Annotated in this window: 13 protein-coding genes; 4 read left to right on the forward strand and 9 right to left on the reverse strand. The window is 44.8% G+C overall.

Annotated features, from left to right (window positions below; genetic code table 11):
- Position 1: 1 nt before the first annotated feature.
- The 3 genes from U0033_RS30455 to U0033_RS30465 all read right to left on the reverse strand — a co-directional run bounded on the left by U0033_RS30455 (position 2) and on the right by U0033_RS30465 (position 6,845).
- The gene (locus U0033_RS30455) at positions 2-2,353 is read right to left on the reverse strand and encodes a hypothetical protein (RefSeq protein WP_143150852.1); all 2,352 of its coding nucleotides are present in this window, start codon (positions 2,351-2,353) and stop codon (positions 2-4) included.
- A 211-nt stretch (positions 2,354-2,564) separates the two neighbouring features.
- Entirely contained in the window at positions 2,565-4,163 is a 1,599-nt protein-coding gene (locus U0033_RS30460; RefSeq protein WP_072363816.1) for a hypothetical protein, read from the reverse strand.
- A gap of 114 nt (positions 4,164-4,277) precedes the next feature.
- Complete coding sequence (locus U0033_RS30465; protein ID WP_072363815.1) at positions 4,278-6,845, reverse strand: carbohydrate binding domain-containing protein; 2,568 nt, start codon at positions 6,843-6,845, stop codon at positions 4,278-4,280.
- Positions 6,846-7,018: 173 nt separating this feature from the next.
- Here U0033_RS30465 and U0033_RS30470 point away from each other — a divergent pair, with 173 nt between their 5' ends.
- Both U0033_RS30470 and U0033_RS30475 read left to right on the forward strand, forming a co-directional pair.
- On the forward strand, positions 7,019-7,858 hold the full coding sequence (locus U0033_RS30470) for a hypothetical protein (protein WP_072363814.1): 840 nt from the start codon (positions 7,019-7,021) through the stop codon (positions 7,856-7,858).
- 165 nt (positions 7,859-8,023) lie between these two features.
- The gene (locus U0033_RS30475) at positions 8,024-8,401 is read left to right on the forward strand and encodes a helix-turn-helix transcriptional regulator (protein WP_072363813.1); all 378 of its coding nucleotides are present in this window, start codon (positions 8,024-8,026) and stop codon (positions 8,399-8,401) included.
- Between the two features lie 9 nt (positions 8,402-8,410).
- Here U0033_RS30475 and U0033_RS30480 read toward each other — a convergent pair whose 3' ends face one another.
- Together U0033_RS30480 and glk are read right to left on the reverse strand one after the other, a co-directional pair.
- On the reverse strand, positions 8,411-9,631 hold the full coding sequence (locus tag U0033_RS30480) for a WG repeat-containing protein (RefSeq protein ID WP_072363812.1): 1,221 nt from the start codon (positions 9,629-9,631) through the stop codon (positions 8,411-8,413).
- Between the two features lie 53 nt (positions 9,632-9,684).
- Positions 9,685-10,707, reverse strand: a complete 1,023-nt coding sequence (glk, locus tag U0033_RS30485; RefSeq protein ID WP_072363811.1) for a glucokinase — start codon at positions 10,705-10,707, stop codon at positions 9,685-9,687.
- 66 nt (positions 10,708-10,773) lie between these two features.
- On the opposite strand from glk, the gene U0033_RS30490 reads away from it, so the two are divergent.
- Entirely contained in the window at positions 10,774-11,385 is a 612-nt protein-coding gene (locus U0033_RS30490) for a family 16 glycoside hydrolase (protein ID WP_072363810.1), read from the forward strand.
- A 118-nt stretch (positions 11,386-11,503) separates the two neighbouring features.
- Here U0033_RS30490 and U0033_RS30495 read toward each other — a convergent pair whose 3' ends face one another.
- From U0033_RS30495 to U0033_RS30510, 4 genes are all read right to left on the reverse strand, one after another.
- Positions 11,504-12,271: a hypothetical protein gene (locus tag U0033_RS30495; protein WP_072363809.1), complete on the reverse strand. Its 768-nt coding sequence runs from the start codon at positions 12,269-12,271 to the stop codon at positions 11,504-11,506.
- 8 nt (positions 12,272-12,279) lie between these two features.
- A complete protein-coding gene (locus tag U0033_RS30500; protein WP_072363808.1) occupies positions 12,280-13,008 on the reverse strand; it encodes an MIP/aquaporin family protein in 729 nt (242 codons plus the stop codon).
- 166 nt (positions 13,009-13,174) lie between these two features.
- The gene (glpK, locus tag U0033_RS30505; RefSeq protein WP_072363807.1) at positions 13,175-14,677 is read right to left on the reverse strand and encodes a glycerol kinase GlpK; all 1,503 of its coding nucleotides are present in this window, start codon (positions 14,675-14,677) and stop codon (positions 13,175-13,177) included.
- A gap of 162 nt (positions 14,678-14,839) precedes the next feature.
- The gene (locus tag U0033_RS30510; RefSeq protein WP_072363806.1) at positions 14,840-16,402 is read right to left on the reverse strand and encodes a glycerol-3-phosphate dehydrogenase/oxidase; all 1,563 of its coding nucleotides are present in this window, start codon (positions 16,400-16,402) and stop codon (positions 14,840-14,842) included.
- Positions 16,403-16,580: 178 nt separating this feature from the next.
- On the opposite strand from U0033_RS30510, the gene U0033_RS30515 reads away from it, so the two are divergent.
- Positions 16,581-17,351: a DeoR/GlpR family DNA-binding transcription regulator gene (locus U0033_RS30515; protein WP_072363805.1), complete on the forward strand. Its 771-nt coding sequence runs from the start codon at positions 16,581-16,583 to the stop codon at positions 17,349-17,351.
- The last annotated feature ends 231 nt before the right edge of the window (positions 17,352-17,582 follow it).

A 17,582-nucleotide genomic window follows, 5' to 3' on the forward strand; every position in this document is an offset into this window, starting at 1 on the left:
GTCAGAATGAAATGGTGGCTTCAATACCCGCTGTCGTAGTGGCTGGCAGGTTAAACAGATCAAGACCGCTTGTTTGACCCTGGTCAAGGATGGATTGACTCGGATCCACTCCTTTGTAAGGCGTCCATAACAGCAGGTTGCGCAGAAAACCGGTTAGTTTGAAATTATTCACGTACCCTTTGAAACTGCGCTTCACTGAAAGTGAAATATTATTCAGGCGCAGGAAATCCGCTCGCTGAATGTAATTTTCAGCTACCGGCGTTCGCGGGATATTCTCTGCTTTTCGCTGTATGGCAGAATTGGCGGAGCGTCCATAATAATCCAGCATAGCAGCTGTTCCATTCCATTTTTCTCCTCCATTTTTCCATTGCCAGGTGGCACCTAGCTCAAATGCACCGTAAGATAAATAGTTCGTTAATGCCAGGTAGAATTTGGGATTTGGATTACCTATTACTTTTAGTTGAGGATCTACCATGGCCTGACCGTTTGCATCAGTAACAATTTGATGGTTGGCATCACGCAAATAAGCGCTGCCCACAATCACATTGGATGGTGCTCCAACTACAAGCGCGGTATGAACATCACTAAGACCTGCTGTGGGTGTATAGTTGTAGCCTTCCGCTACAGATGTGATATAATGCCTGTTGGTAGAAAATGAAAGGCGGTTATTGAATCTTCCAGCCCCCTGAAATATAGGAATATCAAACTGTGTAAAGGTTATTTCCAGGCCTTTATTGATATAAGCGGCAATGTTTTTTAACTGGATATTATCGTTGCTGATGACAGGAACTACATCGTGATCAGTTTGCCGCTGGTAGTAGGAAACGGTCATTCTGAATTTCCTGTAAACTGCATCCAGTTCCACATCCCATTCCATATGGTGAATAGGTTGTAAACGACTATAATAATCTGCTTCTTTTATTGGTGAAAATTTTGATAGTGTTGAGGAAGTATAATTCAATAGATTGAGCGCTGCCTGGGATTGCTGTATTGGTAATTCACTGTTGAACTGGTTGAAATGTGAGCTGAGGGCAATTGAAAGTGTACCGTGGTATCTGATATATATATTTTTCATCAGCACGATAGCCCCTCCGGGTAGCCAGAAGTTTTGCCTGTTGGTGGTATTAGAGGCATATCCCTGGTCACTTAGCTTGAGCATAAACGTATATGGATATAAATCATATTGGCCAAGATAGGTGAGATTCGGTTCATGGGCATTTCGTTTGTATCGGTAATCCGGTCCGATGTCCTGATACCGGATGTCCGTGTGCATATTTGAATAATTGTAATTGAGCTCGACAGAATTCTTAAAATTCCCGTCAAATAATAGGGGCGCTTCATATTTTACATTCCCCCTCGTCAGCAGCCGATTGTCTTTCTGATATCTTTGTACCATGCTCCCGTTGGGGAATCCTGTAGTACCTGCTGCGTATACTTCTGTACTTTTGGTGTCGTCGTGCTGGTAAGTAGAAACAATGGTGTAACTAAATGGACCAGTCTTATTTTCAATTTTAATATTTGCATTACGGGAATGCCTGCGAAAACCATTGTCGTGATCCTGGAGCAGGAAAAGCGGGTTATCGGCACCAATACTGTAACTACGCTGGCTATTACCAATCATAGTGCCCTGCGCATTCTCAAAACTTGGGGGTGTAAGTAGTGAATATTGATACGCCCTGTTTAGTAAGCCATTCCTGTTACTATAATCAAAGTGATCGGATACATCATCATAACTGAGGGTAATACGCAGGTCTCTTTTCTTATGTTCCAGGTCCAGTCCGAACTTTTGCTCGCGGTTATTATTCAGCCTGATAATGCTTTTATCATCTTCCCGGCCCACTTTTAGCCCCAGGGACCATGGATTACCTGTGAATGGGAGATAAGTTGTCTTCAGCAGGAAATCATTACTGATATTCATCCCTGTTCTCAATATTCCATTATTATACGCATTTGTTGCCCGCCCATTGCCGCTTCCTTTAGGAACCAGCTGGCCATTTTTATCATACCCATTAGCAATCCCATCGTATTCGAGTGCGGCAATAGCAGGACCATAGCTAAAAAGGGTACCCGTTTCAGGTCCCAGGTATTGATTGTTGAGCCCCTGGGCATAATCCTTTTGCAGGCGTGGTTGCTGATTGGCCCAGCAGAGGGCAACAGCGGTAGTGTAAGAACCACTAAAAGATATCGTTTTCACATAATCCTGCAGCACGAATTCATTGCCTGCAATTCCAATTCTTTGAGTAGAATAGGGATATCTGAGATTTCCCTTCACCCTTTTCACATCCCTATTCACACTACTCTGCGGCAAAGCAAACACCCTTCGCGATGTATCCGCCTTCCTCACCAGCCTCATATAATCCTCATTTGTCTGTGCGGTTGATAAAACAGGTAAAAATAGCAAGAGTAAAAAATATCTCAAGGTATTCAGTTTGGAGTTATGATGCTCAAAAAAACAGAATTGCATAATAGTAGAAAAAATATTTCTGAACTTTCTCAAATAAGCACAAAAAAAACTGCCTGTCGCATGGACAGGCAGCTTAACTCAAGTTGGGCATTGATTATGATCAGGGCTGTAACCACACAACTCTTACACCTCTGTGCTCAGTATTTTTATCCATTTTCAGGGTAATAAACCTACCCTTATCGGCATCGTAGTCGGAGACTCCCATCACTAATGGATGGCCGTCATCATCTTTATTTACATTCAGGCCAAACAGCGGTGCGTATGCCGGCAGTTCATTACTGGCATCACATACATAATAGTAACCATCTGTATCCCTCACAGTTGAGAAAGCAACTCCTTTCCCCTGGACCGCCTTTTTCATGTTATCCTCCGTATTGTTCATCGTCACATATACCCTGTCTTTATACTGAAAGCAGCCATAACCCCTGTATTGTTCCCCCTTAATAAGCGGTTGCGCACTGCTGGATACTCTCTCATTATTGAAAGCGGAGATCTCCCAGTTACGCAGCTCAGCATGCCTGGGAATTACACAGGAATATTCTGCCTGACCATTTGCATTAAACGATTGCACCGCCAGCCAGTCTTTGATGCAATACACGTAAGACGCAGCATTGAGCGGTTTTACCTGCTTACGGGTCAGTTCCTCGTATACAATAGAAAATCCACCATCACTGCGGACAAATACGTTTTGAGGCATTCCGGTAAAGGCCCTGTTTGCAAGCGCTTTTGTTTTTTCAACGGCCTTAGCCGGGTATATATCTATTTCCTGATCCGGAGCAGCCCTGCCTGGATCAACCAGTCCGCAGATGCCAGCATACGTCTCTTCATCCCCCGCTTCCGGATGCGCATAACCGATAAAGATGATCTTTTTAATCACCGGATCATATTTAACCAGGCCACTGTCGATTACTTTTTTTACACCAATATTCACTTTGCTGAGTGCCAGTGTATCAGTTGTCTTACTAAGGGTCGCCATAATAAGCTGCCCTTTTTTATCACCTACTTCAGTCTGGTTATAAATATGTGCAAAGAGACATACCTTCTCATCACCCAGTACCACCATGTCCAGGTAATTAATATTTTTATAGCGACGATCACTATTTGCATAATATGCTCTGGCAATCTCTTTATGCGCACCAGTATACCAGATCACTTCCAGGTTGCCGCTCACAGAACGATCATTGTTATGCAGTATCACTAGCGCATAGTTCTCGCTGTTGGGATCCTTGCGTACAAAGAAAGAGGTCACGGGTTCATACTGGGTAATAAATGGCTGCGCAAAATACGCGTATCGGTTTGTCATCATCAGTTTCTCATCTTTCTTAATATAACCGGTCTTGCCATCGATGATAATGCGGTACAATACAGGTTGCCTTGATTCCACTTCTGAGATAAACAGCGTAATGTCATTGTTGGATTCGAACACCGCATTGACACAGCTACCCAGCAGGTTTTCAAAATTCGCTTTCATGTGAGTCTGCGCCTTTGGCTTGTTATCCTCATCATAGATGTCTACATACAAGCCATCTCTGGATGTAATTTGCAGAAAAACGGTCGATCCGTCTTTCATGTGTAGAATGCGACCATAGCCGGCTACCGGTTCTTTGAAAAGAGGGCTTTGGGCTACGGTAGTAAGTTGTGCAAAGGCCGCAACAGCCTGCATCATTACGAACAGCGTAATCAGGAAAGATTTATTCATTGTTTCATAGGTATATGACAGCGCAAATATAGATAGTTTTATTTAATATGTATGGGTTTGGCTTTGTCTAAAACAAAAACGCTTCTGCGTGAAGCAGAAGCGTCTCTTATATGCTTACTGTACAAGAATCTCGTCCGTAAATAACCAGGAAGTAGACCCTACAAAGAGATAACCCTCCGGTATGGCTCCAAAAGCCTTCCCCGTCACCCTAATATACCGTGCACTTCCCTTCACCGGAATGCTAAATCGTTGTAAATAAGGTTCTCCCCGCACATTTTTGTTATTATAGACCTTTCCTGCCAGTTTATAGTTTTTCCCATCTTTGGAAGTATATACGGCTACTTCTTTTGGCAGGAAAATTCCACTGTTAGGATCACAGAGAAAACTTGCAATTACCCTTTTCGTCGGGGTTACAGTCTCCATATCCACCGTTGCATCCAGGTCTTTACCACCGAAGCCCAGCCACTTGCCACATTTGAAAGCAGTCGTACCCATTATCCCATCTGTCAGCGTACTATCGCCATGCGCTGCATACTGTGGTGCATATGCCTGTGCAATGCTCACTTTCTTACCCAGCGCCAGGTTCACCGGCACAAAAATACCTGAACCAGCTATCTGCCTGCCATGCTCAAAAATACCTGCTGAAATCATACCCGCTACATGAACCGGAAACGCTTGGGTATATAATGCAGACTGCCCATCCGGCAATTGATTCACAGCATACCGGATCTCCTTGTTAGAATTGGTATTAATCTGCACCGTGGCTGTATGATCCGCATTAATTTTATAAGTGATCACAGGGTCAGGACTGGCTGTCAGCACATCAAACCAGGCAGTACCCTGCTGAATCAGTTCCAGCGAGAGAATTGCAGTCGTAGAAGATACCGGCGCCTGGAAAGTGAAATTATATTCCTTCCACTCAGACGTTAGTGTAAAGGTATGATCCTGCTCCATGGCATCAACGGCAATGCGGAAAGAAGGCATATGTTCCTGTGCTTTGGCTTTCGCCCTGATAGATACCGTATAGCTGTTCCCCTTCGTCATCACCATCGGTACCAGCCTGATTTTGTTCCCACCGCTATCCACAGGTGTGATCAGTCGCAGGCTAAACATCCCTTCTGCATGCTCACGGGGATCTGCAAAGAAAGAGGCGCCTACATCTGCTTTGCGATGACTGGTACTGCTTACATTACTGCCAATGGGCAAGCCCGGGCTGACAATCTTTTCAAAACCGGGATTCAGTGTCATGTTATCAGCAGGAATAGCAGACGGGTTATTGCCACGAATCAGGTATACCCTGGTGCCATATGCATCGATGATATCATGCACAACTCCGTTCTCCATGGCTACTTCCCTGTTTTCAAACCAGCACTCCACATTCGCATTCTTATGCATCTCTGTTGTCAGCGTATATGCTTTGGGTTTATTCTCATTATTCACAGCGATCAGCAAAGTATTTCCCTGGTAAGAAAAAGCCTTCGTCAGAATTTTAGGATCATCTGCATGCAGCGCAGGAGCCTGATCTGCAGAGAGCAAAAAGGAGGTCATCTGTGCCGTTTCCACTGCCACATTGCTGGCTGAAGACCAGGCAGATACTGATTGCGGATTCAAATTGCCGGGTGCATGTACATAATACTGAATACCCTTTGCGCCGCCGATCAATCCCATATAAGTCATCAACCTGATCTCTGCACCCGTTGGTTCCCGGTTCCACATTTCCTGTCCGCCAAATGCCTGAGGCACCAGCCATACAGACTTTTCATATTGATAGGCTTTCGCATATTGTGTAAGGTCATCCATCACTTTATCTGCCGGCCCGGGAATAGGGTAGGGGTCTGTCATTGCTATATCCATTGTATTCCTGAAGTCATTCGCCTTCTGCGGCATCATAAATACAATCGATACAGGATGATAAGGATCCAGTTCCCGGATCAGCTGGTAAGCTGCTTCCAGTACAGCCGGTGGGCGGCCCTGCCCATCTGGTTCGTCATTAATGTAATAAGATAGCAAGGCAGGATGATCCCTGAATGCAAGTACTTCGCTTTTTAATAAAGCGAGTTTTTCCTGTTCTGTTTTATCCAGCCCTTTATCACCATTGTGCCCACTGCCTACGAGTGAGTTTACACCATACTGCACCTTTACTCCTACCTGTGCACAACGATCCATATAAGCCCGTCGTTCCGCCATACCTTCAGGTAGATTTTCCTGGTATACTCCAATCATATTAAAGCCATGCGTCACTTCCCGTTCAGGCAGATCACCTACCGGAACACAATAAAATCCAAAGGGGAAGAATGGTAATCCGTCAGCGATTAGTCCTCCTGTCAATTGATCTATCTGTACTGCATTTGCTTTAGGTGCCAGTTTGGTAATTGAGATGTCTCCTTTTTGCACAGTTGCGTTCTCTTTCTCCAATACATAATGCAGCGTAGTGTTGCCAATGGGTAAGACATCCAGGTTGAACCGGCTGGAAAGTCGCTGCCCTTCTGCTTTAGCAGTCGTTTCAATTTTGTCGGAGCCTAACGATAAATTCAGTTTGTAATTACCCTGATCGGGGAGTATGCAGATGATACTACCCTCTTTTTCAGCGAGATAGTAATTGTACCTGGAAAAAACTTTGACCTGTGCATGTAATACCATCCCCCATATGCATAGGAGTGCACTCAGCATGACTTTCTTCATTGAGACCTGTTTTTAATAAATTAACGTAGCTCGGGTACCTGTTTGAATTTTATATTTTCCCAAAATCATCCGGATCCACCTGTCGCCGGTTTAATAAGATTCAAAATGATCCGCTACCAATGCGGTAAAGTATAAAAAAGATGATGATAAAAAAACATATTTTTGCGCCTCATATGAAACAGATCATCCTTACCTCATTATTGCTGGCTGCCATGGCTCCTGCTATTGCGCAAACAGCTGACAGACTGGAATATTCCCTGTGGCCGCTGGAAAAAGGTAGCTCCCTCTCCGTATATGCTGACAAAGCCTACATCCGTAGCAGCCCTTCTGTACAGGGAACAATAGTAGATTCATTATTGCCCGGTAGTCCGGTAATTGTAGATGAGGTGATCACCGCCAATCCGCTCACCATGAAAGGCATGACAACTGCCTGGCTGAAAACACATTACACAACGGCAGGCAAAGAAGTGAAAGGATATGTATGGGTAGGTCTGCTGGCCCTGAATACATTGACAAAAGATGGAACCACTTTCGTATATGGGTTAGAGAAAAGATCAGTCGTATCTGAAAATGAAGAAACCCTGACCGTACGTATCAAAGCTTTGGATAAAGATCATCGCATACTTGACATGAAAGAATGGACAGTACCGGGTGGAGAAAATGCAAGAAGCAGCGAGAGCAAACTACTGGGAGAAATGGGCCTGGATAGTGTAAAAGAGATCTTCCGCCTCAACTTTAGTGGCGATGCCTGTGGCTTGCCTACTGATTACTACTACTTTGGCTGGAATGGGAATAAACTACTGACCCTGCCAGGCAAAAGCAATACATTCGATGCAGGTGCCTTTGCCTATACCGAAACCCTGATCTTTCCGAAAGAAGTGGGTGGCCAACCCGGTAAAATCCTGAAACTAATGGTCAGCGAGCAATATGGGGAAGACGGTGAAACAGTAGAAAGCAAAACCGTGAAAAGAGAAGTCTATACCTGGGATGGCAATAAAGCCACCAAACAATAACCTCCATTATTAGGACTATTCGTATATCTGTAAAAATTAACGAAATATCGTAAGCATCATCTTTTATCAGAAAAAGCCATTAAAGCGCCAACAAAAGATCGTGTTTCTACAAACACGCAATTCCTGATTCAACCGACCTTTGTTTCGTTCGCAACCCACATGACTATGCTACACATTACAGACCAATTTAACCATGTAGACCAGTTCTTTTCCCTGCTGGATGAAACAATTGCCGAGATCAAATTTGCATCTCCCGTCAGGATGAGAACCGTGAAAGAATTTGCTGCCATAATGGAACTGCATCCCAATTACCTGAATACTTTGCTAAAGCGATATACAGGTGAAAATGTGAGCTCACATATCCGTAGGCGCTTGCTGGATGTTTCAAAGAATTTATTGCTGGAAACGGACTGGTATGTGCAGGATATCAGCTATGTGGTGGGGTTTTCTGACCAGCCTAATTTTAATATGTTTTTCAAGAAGAACGTGGGGCATACGCCTTCAGAATTTAGAAGACTAGCTGTTGCAATAGACAACAGCTAGTCCATATCTTTATTCCTTTATACCAGGAATGAAAATTTCTCCTGTATTCTTGTCCATATAACCTTTCTGGCCGTTAGGCATCTCTATCAGCAGCGCATTCCTGTCGCGATCTTCATCCAGGATCGCTTTCAGCACCGGCTTTTTCAGTTCTTTCATGTCAGCAGCAACCACCACGCCTTTCTTGTCTCCCATATAAGTTTCAATGAAGGCATAACGACCCACCATATCTTCCCTGAAATGAACATCATCAAAAACAAATGGTAACAGTACCTTGCCTCGCATATCGATCACCCCTGTTTTACCATCTTTTACTGCTTTGATTTTGGTAGGGAAACGATTATCATTTGGATAATAAGAAAGGTATTCCAGGTCGGTATATCCATTCAGATCCGTACTATCCAGTCCTTTGTAATTGTTGGTTTCCCGGTTCTCAAGCACAACTCGCCATTTGCCACTGCCAAGTTTATAGATATACATATCTTTTGCTCTCTTATTCAGCACTTCGCTTTCTGCCGGAATAGCGGAAGTTGGTTTATCCTGTACATTGCCCGGAGAGGCGTTGTGGAAACCGGCATCATAGTAAAACACTTTATCATCGCCTTTTTTTGCCGCTACATACACGGTATTGCCTGAGTACACCTCTTCAATATCATCGTATTCCGGTTTCAGAATTTCCCTGCCGCTGGTTACGTCTACCACACCATAGGTATCACCTAAAGTGACGAGCGCGTATTGATCCAGCGCTGCATCATTGAAGCCGGTAACCTGGTTGAACTTACCACCCTGCATTTTGCCCGTCTGTGCGTCAAAGATGCCCATTTTGCCATCTTTATTCACGAAGTAATAACTACCCTTGGGATAGCTGGATCTTTCCGGCAAAATGTCTGTAAACAGGCCGCCTATTGGTTTGTCATTGCGGATATCTATGATCTGGTAGCCTTTGATATTTCTTGCAATAGCGGTAAAGTCCTGAAAAGCATTGGTGATATTCGTATAAGATGGGTTTACCAAAACAGCACCACTGGTGTTGATCAGGCCCACTCTCTTATTACTTTCTACCCGGGCGAAACCGTTTCTGAATACATCAATGGTATCAAATTGTGGCTTCAGCAGTACACTTTTGTTCTTATCAGTCAGGCCCCATTTGCCTTTTTCGGTATAGGGATAAGGCCCCTGCGCCTTGCACCAGATGCTTAACAACAGCACCGGTAAGAAATATGCGGTTTTCATAGGTATGTGATTGATTGTGTTGGAGTAAAAATAGGGAAAAATTGTAATATAACTCAGCACTTATTGATAGCATACCAGGCGGCCCCCGTTAAAGCCGTCTTTTCATTGAGGATAATATGTACCGGGATATCTTCCAGCAAGGGCTTCATCCGGCCCTTTTCCCGGAAGGCTTTCATGAAAGCACCGTAATCAATTTTCTTTATATTTTTTGGCACAATACCGCCCCCGATATAGATCCCACCTGTTGCCTTCATCTTTAGCGCAAGGTTGCCGGCCCCGGTAGCGAGGTAGCGGAAGAAAATGCGCATGGTTTCCACACAGATAGCGACCGTATCAGCATTTTCACTGATTTCCGCCGCTACATCATGAACGGCCATCCGGTCCAGCAACCAGCCTGGAGCATCCATGTCTCTTTCTTCTTTCAGGAAATTAAAAATATTCACGATGCCGGGGCCGCTGAGCACTCTTTCCCAGCTTACATGACCATATTTTCTGCGGAGGTACACCAGCAGGTCATCGTCCAGTTCTGTAATGGGAGAGAAATCGCAGTGCCCGCCTTCAGTTGCAAAGGGGAAATAATGCGTACCATCCCAGAATAAACCCGCTTCACCTAAACCAGTACCTGGTGAGAGGAGGGCGATATTGCCCTGCTGCTCCTTCCCGGTATGAAGTGGATGAATATCAATTTGTTCCAGCGTTGCCAGGCCATATGCATTTGCTTCCAGGTCATTCACTATGAAAACGGGGTGTTTTTCGAATTGAGCAGACAATTCCTCCGCATCGATTTCCCAGGGTACATTGGTGATCTTTGCCTTCCCTTCCTGAACGGGCCCGGCTACGCCAAGGCAAATACGATCCGGAAGGGCTTCGTTGCCGAGGAACTTTTTAATGATCGCATCAGGACCTTTAAAATCTTTTGTGGGGTATTTTTCTTCCTTTGTAAGGGCGAGCTTGCTGCCGTCGTATTTGTAAAGTGCCAGGTTTGATTTGGTACCGCCTATGTCAGCTGCAAGCAGGGTATGGGGTGGTTGGGTAGAAGGGCAGGAGTTGCCTGATGATATGCCAATGGGTATCATTCGTTTTTCTTTTTTTTACATAATTAAGTTAGTTTATTTTCATGGGATAGCAAACCACTACCGCTTATGAACAATATCAAATTGAGCATTGCTTTGTTACTTGTTGCTTTTAGCCCTGCCATTGCACAACAAAAGAGTAAGCTGGTTCCGGAAAACAGAACTATTTCTGCATTAAAAGAAAAGGCTGGTGTACACCTTTCTGCGGCCGAAGGATCAGGTATTGCCTGGGTAAAAGATGTCACATTTACAAATGGAACCATTGAAATAGATCTGAGAGGGAAAAATGTAAAACAAGGTTCTTTTATTGGTGTCGCTTTTCATGGTATATCAAAGGATGATTGTGAAGCCGTTTACTTCCGTCCTTTTAATTTTGTAGCTACAGATAGCCTGGCCAGTATGCACATGGTGCAATATGTGCAGGATACATTATATGGATGGGAGCGATTGAGGGATGAGCACCCCGGTGTGTATGAAAATAAACTGGCAACCCCTCCTGACCCTAATAACTGGTTTCATGTGAAGGTGGTGGTAGAAGGTACATCTATCAAAGCTTATGTGAATAACACCCTTTGTCTCTCCGTCACCTCATTGAATAAAAAGAATACCGGTAAGCTTGGCCTCTGGGTCGGCAATGGCTCCGACGGTGATTTCGCCAACTTAAAAATCAAACATAATTAAATTTTGTCAGCCGGCCGCAGGCCACGCATGCGCAAGAAAGTCGCTTCTGCCAAAGGCGGAAACGACTTTCTTGACAATTTAAACTTACGATTTAGAATTATTGTAACCTCTCTCTAACTTAAAATATATTCGCAATCAACTGCAAAGCCCCATACTTCTTCTCCGGGTTGAACATCGCCGTCGCTGAAACAGGAATATGGTATTTAAATATCGTCAAATCCCTGTTCACCGTAATCCCTGCATTTACCACGTTCGGATGGTTCCCATAAAAACTCTTATCCCCGCTAAAAGAAAATCCTCCTCCTACAAACGCATGTACATTATACACATCATCCGCAAACAACACCTGGTCCACCTGTACATAATGTGAATACGCATTCGCCAGACTACTATCTGCCTTGTAATACGTATCCCTGCCCAGCACAATCGTATTCCAGCTCAGTGTTAGGGGCAATTTCATCTGCTGGAATGTATAAGCAATCCCTACATCGACAAAATGTGAAGTCGTACCCTTTTTATAATCAAACAAATCAGCATTCGGATAATCGCTGAAGTTGTTAATATCCCAGATCGCCGCACTAAACCCTTTATTCATATACTTCACATAGTAATCAAACTCCTTATAATCACCTGTAAAACTCGCACCACCCCAGAATCCTGCCTGCCAATGCCCGTTCTTTGATTTGTAATACATATCCACATCAGAGATCGGTGCATTAGATACCTTAAACCCACGCCACAAGTATAAATTCCTCACCTGCAAATTCAATCCAAACGGCTCATATTTTTTAGTAGTAGTAGCTGTATCCTTATCCTGCGCACTTACTTTTTGGACAAAGAATATCCCGCATGCAACCGTGAAGGTTGCAATCAATAACTTTCTCATTTCGATTCTTATTTTAAATACATGAACAATAAAGCCGCCAGCGTTGCACCTACAGCAGGTCCAAGCACCGGTACCCAGGCATAACCCCAGTCTGCACCAGCTTTTGATTGCTTAAATGGCAGGAGCGCATGTACAATCCTTGGACCCAGGTCTCTTGCCGGATTAATTGCATAACCTGTAGTACCTCCCAGTGACAGGCCAATTACCCACACCAGGAAAGCCACTGGCAAGGCTCCCATGGAACCCATGCCGATAGATTGTGTGTCTCCTATTTTTGGATCGGTAAAGTAGAGGATCGTGATTAGCAGTACGAAAGTACCAATCACTTCACTGATGAAATTGCGGCCCGGGTTTCTCACAGCAGGCGCAGTGCAAAATGCGGCCTGTTTAGTAGGTCCGTCTGCTGTGCGGTCAAAATGGTCTTTATAAAATACCCATACCAGGAATGCGCCTGCCATGGCTCCCAGCAACTGGGCAGCCCAATATACGAGCGCTGTTGCCGTTGTGATCTTTCCTAATATCAGCATAGTCAATGTAACTGCCGGATTCAAATGCGCGCCGGTATAGGGACCTGCTACACACACACCAACAAATACGGCCAGGCCCCAGGCTGTGGTAATAACAATCCATCCGCCGCCATTTCCTTTCGTATCTTTTAATACCACATTCGCGACCACACCATTGCCCAAAAGAATGAGCAATGCGGTACCTATAAATTCTGCAATAAACGGTGTCATAACTTGATGATTAATTTAGTGGTGCTATTTCCTCTGAAACTATTGTGCAGGTGTTTTTCATAACTGGTTATCGTACACATTTTTTCAAAGTGGAATAGGTGAAATTTATTTAGTTTCAGTATAGCCTGCCCCGTAAGGTACTTACGGCGTCAGGCGCTCTTATTGATTAATCCTTAGCCCAGCCCCTGGTGCGTTCTACCGCTTTCTTCCAGTCAGCCAGCAGTTGTTCAGTGTCCTTTCCATCCAGCTCAGGCTTGAATGTTCTGTCAATAGACCATTGCTTTTTCACTTCATCAATATTATCCCAATAGCCTACCGCCAGACCTGCCAGGTATGCAGCACCCAGGGCAGTTGTTTCCAGTACTTTCGGACGTACTACATTACTACCAAAGATATCTGCCTGGAACTGCATCAGCGTATTGTTCGCTACTGCACCTCCATCTACTCTCAGTTCGGTAGACTGCTTGCCGGAGTCAGACTCCATGCTTTTCAGCAGGTCATACACCTGGAAAGCAATACCTTCCAGTGCTGCGCGGGCTATGTGGCCGGCGGTTGTACCACGGGTAATACCAAAGATGGCACCACGTGCATACTGATCCCAATAAGGAGCACCTAAACCTGTCAATGCAGGTACAAAATAAACACCACCATTATCTTTCACAGAGGCAGAAAGTGTTTCACTGTCAGCAGAACTATGAATGATCCCCAGACCATCGCGTAACCATTGAATAGCTGCACCACCTACGAATACACTACCTTCCATCGCATAAGTCACTTCACCATTGATTTTCCAGGCAACAGTCGTGAGCAGGTTATTTTTGGAATACACAGGTTTGTTACCAGTGTTCATTAACATGAAACATCCTGTACCATAAGTATTTTTAGCCATCCCTTCTTCTACACACATCTGTCCAAAGAGGGCTGCCTGCTGGTCACCGGCAATACCTGCAATCGGAATTTTTGAAGCAAAAAGGGTAGTGGCAGTTTCGCCATAGATTTCGCTGCTTTGTTTTACTTCAGGCAGCATGCTGGCGGGAATTGTGAGCAGGTCCAGCAGTTCCTGATCCCACTGCATTGTGTGGATGTTGAAGAGGAGCGTGCGGGAAGCATTTGTCACATCTGTGATGTGCATGTGGCCACGGGTAAATTTCCATACCAGCCAGCTGTCGATCGTACCGAAACACAGTTCACCTTTTTCCGCCTTTTCTCGTGCGCCTGGTACATTGTCCAGGATCCATTTCACTTTTGTACCAGAGAAATAAGCGTCTATTACCAGGCCTGTTTTTTCACGGATCATATCGGTATAGCCTTTCTCTTTCAGCTCATCACAGTATTTAGCTGTGCGGCGGTCCTGCCATACGATGGCATGGTAGATAGGCGTACCTGTTTCACGATCCCATACCACTGCAGTTTCACGCTGATTGGTGATACCGATGGCAGCGATGTTCGTACCGTTCAGATCTGCTTTGGCGACGGCTTCTGCAGCTACAGAAGACTGTGTAGCCCAGATTTCGTTGGCATCATGTTCCACCCATCCAGGTTGTGGAAATATCTGTTCAAAAGGCTTTTGGGCAATCGCTTTGATTTCCCCGTTGTGATCGAAAATAATAGCGCGTGAAGACGTGGTACCCTGGTCGAGAGCCAGGATGAATTTTTCGTTCTTGTTCATACCTCAGTTTTTAATTTGTTCCAAAGAGCGGGCGGCCGCCGTTACTTCCCTCTTGGGGATACTGAAATTTTGTTCCAATGAAGCAGTCAATGCTGCTGCTTTACTCCCCTCGGGGAATACGCTAAAATTGTATAAGTATAACGTGGTGAGGCATACGCTGAATTAATTCAGCGTATATCCTTTTGCAAGTATTTCAAAATCTTTGAGCTCTGCCTGTATCCAGGCGGCATCTTTATTTAATTCTCTGGCTAATAATTGTGCAACGACTGGTGCGGCAGCGATTGCTGCATGTACATCCAGGAAGAGTAAGCGAAGACGGCGTCCCAGTATATCTTCCACACGGCGGGCATACTCATTCCTGATCGCCCAGATAACCATTGCCTTGTTATAAGGAAAGTTAGGTACAAGCAGTTCTCCAAGTGAAGGATCTGCCGCAACCAATTGATTGATAGCAGTCATATCTGCGCCATAAAAACGCAGTGGATCTTTTTCATCGCTCGCCTGCACATAACCGTGAATAGGCAGGTGTTCGGTTTTACATTCCTTTGCAGGCAGCACACCTGTTTCGATAGCTTTATCTATTGTATCCTGTGCCATTCTGCGGAAAGTTGTCCACTTACCACCGGTAATAGTGATCAGGCCTGATTCAGATACAATGATTTTATGACTACGTGAGATTTCTTTTGTTTTGGCACCATCCTTACCTGGTGCAGCCAGCGGACGTAAACCAGCAAATACTGCCAGCACATCTTTACGGGTTGGTTTTTTTACCAGGTATTTGGCGGCGGTGTTGAGAATAAACTCGATTTCCTGCTCCAGTGCATGCGGTTCCAGTTCGGGGTGATCGCGCAGGGTATCAGTAGTACCTACGATCAGTTTACCATGCCAGGGCACAGCAAACAAAACACGGCCATCGTCCGTTTCTGGAATCATGAGTGCGTTATCGCCTGGCAGGAAGGAGTGATCCAGGGTAATGTGTACCCCCTGGCTTGGGCGAACCATGTGGGGAGCATCGGGGCGGTCCATGTGCAGAATGTTATCTACATACACACCGGTGGCATTGATCACCACTTTACCAGTTGCTTCGTAAGTTTCGCCGGTTTCGATGTCCTTCGCTATAATCCCGTTCACTTTCTTATTGTTATCTTTCAGTAAGCCGGTAACCTTTACATAGTTCAGAACGGTCGCACCGTTTTCGATGGCTGTCTGGGCAATGTTCAGTGCCAGGCGGCTATCGTCAAACTGGCCATCATGGTATACTACGCCACCTTTTAGCCCCTCCTGCCGGATTGTGGGCAGGGCCTCAATAGTTTTCTTTTTGCTGATATATTTAGAAGCACCCAGGCTTAATTTTCCGGCCAGCAGGTCATAAAATTTCAGGCCAATGGTATACTTCAGGTTATTGAAAAGGGAGTAATTAGGAATTACGAAAGTTTCGTTTTTGGTAAGGTGAGGCGCATTTTTCAGTAACAGGCCTCTCTCGTGGCAGGCTTCTTTTACCAGTCCAAGGTCTCCCTGCGCCATATAGCGCACACCACCATGCACGAGTTTAGTAGCCTTGCTCGAAGTACCCTTGGAATAATCGGCCTGCTCTACCAGCAGGGTTTTATATCCCCTGGTAGCAGCATCCATCGCAATGCCCAGACCCGTTGCACCGCCGCCAATAACAATAACATCCCATGACTTAGTTGAGGATAGGTCCGATATTAACTGCATTCTGTTCATAAAGTAAGGAGTTTAAACAAAAAGAAACTTTCTAAATGTTTCTTTTCCTTGTATAAAGATGTTTCGTTTTGTTATTATTTCCAAATTTTTCTTCGGAATTATGTTTTTTTTAGGAAAAAAGTCAGCCTTGTATTACTTTCCAGTTACTATTTTACCAATTTAATACCAAGCCAGAGTTATGAAATTCGAATCTATGGCACAGCGGCATGCCTATATCTTAGAACGCTTGCAGGCTGAAGGGAATGTAAGGGTAGCTGATCTTTTTGAGGCCCTGGACGTATCGGCGGTGACCATCCGTAAGGATCTTAAAATGCTGGAGGACAAGAATTTATTGTTTCGTACACACGGGAATATAAGCAGGGCTAATCCTTATACAAAAGACAGGAACGTAAACGAAAAGGAAAATATTCTCGCCGATCAGAAGATCCGCATTGGCAAGCGGGCAGCAGAAATGATAGAACCTGATGACGCCATTATTATTGCATCGGGCACAACTGTATTGCAGGTAGCGAAAGCCATCCCGGAAGACATGCGGGTGACCGTACTCACTTCTGCCATGAATATTTCCATGTCACTGCTGGACAAGCCTAATATTGAAATTGTGCAGCTGGGAGGAATTGTGCGTAAAACATCTACATCAGTCACCGGCACTTATGCTGAAGGGATCCTGGACCATTTTACCTGTAGTAAATTATTCCTGGGGGTAGATGGTATCGATATGGAACAGGGCTGTACTACCTCAAATATGATGGAAGCGCTACTCAATAAAGCGATGATCCGTACGGCCCAGAAGACCATCATTGTAACGGATTCTACTAAGTTTGGCAAGCGGGGCTTTGGAAAGATCTGTCCGCTGAGTGATATCGATCAGATTATTACAGATGATGGAATTAGCCCGGCTATGATGCGGGATATTGAAAATATGGGGGTGGAAGTCATTATTGTTTAGCGCGTGATCTACGAACTTATTTTATTGAAAAGGTTTCCGGTAAGGGAACCTTTTTTATTGCGGCTACCTGGCAGTATGCCAGCTTAAAAAGCGCAGCATACCTATATAAAATGATGAAGGCCAACCCGGGAAGGTGGCCTTCTATTGCGTTGCTCCCCGCTCTGATTCGGGTTGCTGCTTTGTCGTAAAAAGAGGGGTTAACAAACGACGAAAGCTATATAATTGCCCAAT

The sequence above is a fragment of the Chitinophaga sancti genome, from assembly GCF_034424315.1.
Taxonomy (GTDB): domain Bacteria; phylum Bacteroidota; class Bacteroidia; order Chitinophagales; family Chitinophagaceae; genus Chitinophaga; species Chitinophaga sancti.